This window comes from Roseomonas sp. TAS13, from assembly GCF_001950415.1.
Lineage (GTDB): Bacteria > Pseudomonadota > Alphaproteobacteria > Acetobacterales > Acetobacteraceae > Roseomonas > Roseomonas mucosa.
In genome coordinates, this window is the sequence record NZ_BDLP01000427.1 from 1 (window position 1) to 3,393 (window position 3,393).

The 3,393-nt window shown below is 70.7% G+C and carries 3 protein-coding genes; all 3 read right to left on the reverse strand.

The annotated features are described in order from the left end of the window. Positions 1 to 379 precede the first annotated feature (379 nt). A complete protein-coding gene (locus ROTAS13_RS21460; RefSeq protein ID WP_083755658.1) occupies positions 380 to 988 on the reverse strand; it encodes a polysaccharide biosynthesis/export family protein in 609 nt (202 codons plus the stop codon). Positions 989 to 1,110: 122 nt separating this feature from the next. After that, positions 1,111 to 2,445, reverse strand: a complete 1,335-nt coding sequence (locus ROTAS13_RS21465) for an outer membrane beta-barrel protein (protein WP_139323473.1) — start codon at positions 2,443 to 2,445, stop codon at positions 1,111 to 1,113. Between the two features lie 296 nt (positions 2,446 to 2,741). After that, positions 2,742 to 3,393: glycosyltransferase (locus ROTAS13_RS21470; protein WP_139323474.1), on the reverse strand; the 652-nt coding region annotated here is incomplete at its 5' end.

Consider the following 3,393-nt stretch of genomic DNA (forward strand, 5'->3'; position numbering starts at 1 on the left):
TCGCCTTACGGTGGAGCTGTGCGTAGATGTGATCAAGAGACAGCTCCGCCGGGGACCGAAGCCGGTCCCCGGACCCCGGGCTTTCGTGGGTTCCCGTGGTTGCCGCCAGCCTGCGGCCTGATCCCGGGAAGCAGGTGGAGACGCGGGGCTCCCGGAAAGAAGAAAGGCACCCTGTCCGCGCTGGTGGCACTGGCAGTCCGCCGGAGAGCGATGCTCTCCGGCGCGATCCGGCCGGCAGCGAAGAGGCAACGAACGGGAGGTCCAGGACCCTCAGGGTCCTGGCGGATAGGGGGTCCGGGGGAAAGGCAGAGCCTTTCCTCCGGGACGCGAGACGGTCACCATCACGCGCCGGCGACGGGCGGCAGGAGCCGCCCGCGCATCAGAAGCGGCGCTCGAAGACGTTGATCACGTCGCCCGGCTGGATCAGGCTCTGGCGGGCGACGAGGCCCTCCTGGCCCTTGCCGTCGGTGATGCGCACCACGGAGGCGCGGTCGGTCACGGCGCGGTAGGTGAAGCCGCCGGCCACCGCCACGGCGGTCAGCATCGTCATGCCGGGCTGGTATGGATACTCGCCGGGCTTCGCCACCTCGCCCAGCACGAAGACCGGGCGGTAGGTCTGCACCTGGGCCACCACGTTCGGGTCGCGCAGCAGCTGGCGGCGCTTCATCTCGGCGGCGAGCCGGGCCGAGAGCTCCGAGGAGGTCAGCCCCGCGGCCTTGACGCTGCCGAGCAGCGGGAAGGCGATGTTGCCGGCGTCGTTCACCCTGAACTCGCCGCCCAGCTGGTCCTCGCCGAAGGTGGTTACGCGGATCCCGTCGCCGACGCCGAGGCGGTAGGCGGAGGGCTGGGCCTCGGTCAGCGGCTGCAGGTCACGGCCCGGGGCGCAGGCGCTGGCCATCAGGCTCAGGCCCAGCACGGCGGCGGTGGCCAGGCGGAAGGGCCGGCGGGGCCGCGCTCGCGTGGCGGAAAAGGGAGAAGAGTGCGGCACGGACAGAAGTTCCTCCGAGGGGTTGAGGGCAGGAAGGCTCCCCGGCCCGGACCGGCCGGAGCCGGTGGGTGGGGAGCATGGGCGAGGGGTGCCGGTGCGCCGGGGGGGACGCTGTCCGATCCTCACAGGCCGAACCCCACCCGCAGCAGCGCGAGGTGGCGGTCGTAGTTGGAGCCGCTGTCGCTGCCGTCGCGGTTGGTGAAGTCGTAGCTGAGGCGCAGCGAGATGTTGCGGTTCACGAGCCAGGTGGCATAGGCGCCGGTGCCGATCACGGTACTGTCGCCGCCGCCGGTGTACTTGGCGTGCAGGTAGTCGGCCCGCGCACCGATCAGCACGTTGCGCAGCAGCTCGTGGTCCAGCGCGATCTGGGCTTGGTTGTAGGTATAGCCCTGCAGCGTGTCGGTGGAGGTGTCCTCGATCCGGCGCGAGGCGAGGCCGCTGATCGTGGTCAGCCGCGTTGGCGACCAGGCGACCGCCGCCTCGAAGACCGGCGAGGAGCGGTTCTTGGCGCCCGTCGCGTCGAAGAAGCGGACCTGGTAGCCGACCAGGGCACGGTAGCGGAACACGGCGCCGCTGCTGTCGTCGAAGCCGGCCAGGGCGAGCACGGTGTTGGAGCCCAGCTTGCCGTAGTTGGGGTCGTAGTTCACGTAGTCGGAACGGCCGCCGCGCACCACGGCGACCAGGTCGCGCCGGGGCGCCACGGCGTAGCGCGCGGTGACGCCGCCGTCATAGACGTTCCGGTCGCGCAGCTTCTGGTTGAAGGTGCTGTTGCCGTCGAAGGCATCCACGAAGCGGAAAGCCCGGAAGATGAGGTCCGGCGTGATGGAGACGTTGCTGAAGGCCGCGCGATAGGCCGCACGGAGGTCGTAGGCGTTGAAGGCGCGCGGCTCGGCCACTGTCTGGGCGTCGAAGGCCGTCGCTTCCTCGTGCAGGCGGAAATAGGAGGCGCTGGCCGACAGGGTGTCGCGACCGATGTCGTAGGAGCCGCCGACCGTGGTGCTGAAGTTGGTGCGGCTGGGATCGGGCGTTTCCGCATTGCGCCCGGTCACGCGGCGGTCATCCACGCCGGCGCTGGCATAGAGGCTGTTGCGCGCCCAGTTCGAGCGCAGATCCAGGCCGGCATCGGTGCTGAAGGTGCCGATCGTGTCGCCCCGCTTGGTGCCCATCGGGTTGGTGTCGACACCCATGGACTCGCCCAGGCTGGGGCGGAGGGTGAAGGCCCCGAGACGGACACCGAGCGGCTGCACCTCAGGACGCGGGCGCTGGGTGACGTCCATGTCCTCGGGCCGCACGTTCTCCGGGAAGGCCTCCAGGGAGAAGCGGGAGTAGTAGTTGTTGGGCAGGTACTGGTCGAGCAACTGGGCACGGGCGGAGGTAGGGCAGAGGAGCGTGGCGGCGCCCAGGACGGTGGCGCCCAGGGTGGCCGCGCCCAGGGCCGTCATTCCCGGAGTCGTCATGCTCGGGGCCGTCGCGCCCGGGGCAAGGCTGGCGCCATCCTGCCGGGAGGTCTTACCGGGCATGGCAGACCGGGCTTGGCCCTGGTTCCTGCCTGTCCGACTGCGCCGAAGCCCGCTTCCGCCCCTCAAAAACATCCCATGATCCACGATTCGTTTCATCCGGAGAGACACAGCTTACAGCATATGCCGCTCCGGGGGGACAGAATCCGGAGGAATAATAGAGCCGTAACGTTCTGCGGCGCCGGTTATGGCTTTCCGGCCACAGATTCCAGCCCGACACGCACAGGTAGCGGCTTTCAGCCCCCGTGCCGCCGGGAGACTTCCCGCACCGCGGACAGCACACCTTCCCGCATGCGGTCCTCGCTGAACAAGGCGAGAGCGCGGCGCTCGCCGGCCTCGACTCGGGCCAGGGTGGCCGTGGGGTCGTCCCGGATCTGCAGCAGCGCCGCCGCCAGGGCCGAATCGTCGCCGGGCGGGACCAGCAGCCCGGCCTCGTTGTCCCCGGCGATCTCCGGGATGGCGCCGGCCGCGGCGGCGACAAGCGGCGTGCGGCAGAGCATGGCCTCCACCAGGGTGCGGCCGAAGGGTTCCGGGTCAGTGGAGGGATGCACCACCACATCCATGGCGCGCATCAGCGCTGGCACGTCGTGGCGGTGGCCCAGGAAATGGACGCGCCCGGCGATGCCCAGCTCCTCCGCAAGGCGTCTGAGGCCGGCGGCGTACTCGTCCTCGCCGAACAGGGCGTCGCCGGTGACGATGCCCACCGCCCCGGGCACCTTCGCCACGGCGCGCAGCAGCACCGCCTGCCCCTTCCAGGGCGACAGGCGGCTGAACACGCCGGCCAGGAAGCCTTCCACCGGCAGGCCCAGCGCCGCGCGGCGTTGCGCCATGCCGGTGCCGGCCATCGGGTCGGGCGGCAGGGTCACGCCATTGGGCACCACCCGCACC

Excerpts from the sequence above, each read along its gene's own strand:
- ROTAS13_RS21465 (WP_139323473.1), bottom strand. The coding sequence starts at position 2,445 with ATGACGACTCCGGGAATGACGGCCCTGGGCGCGGCCACCCTGGGCGCC.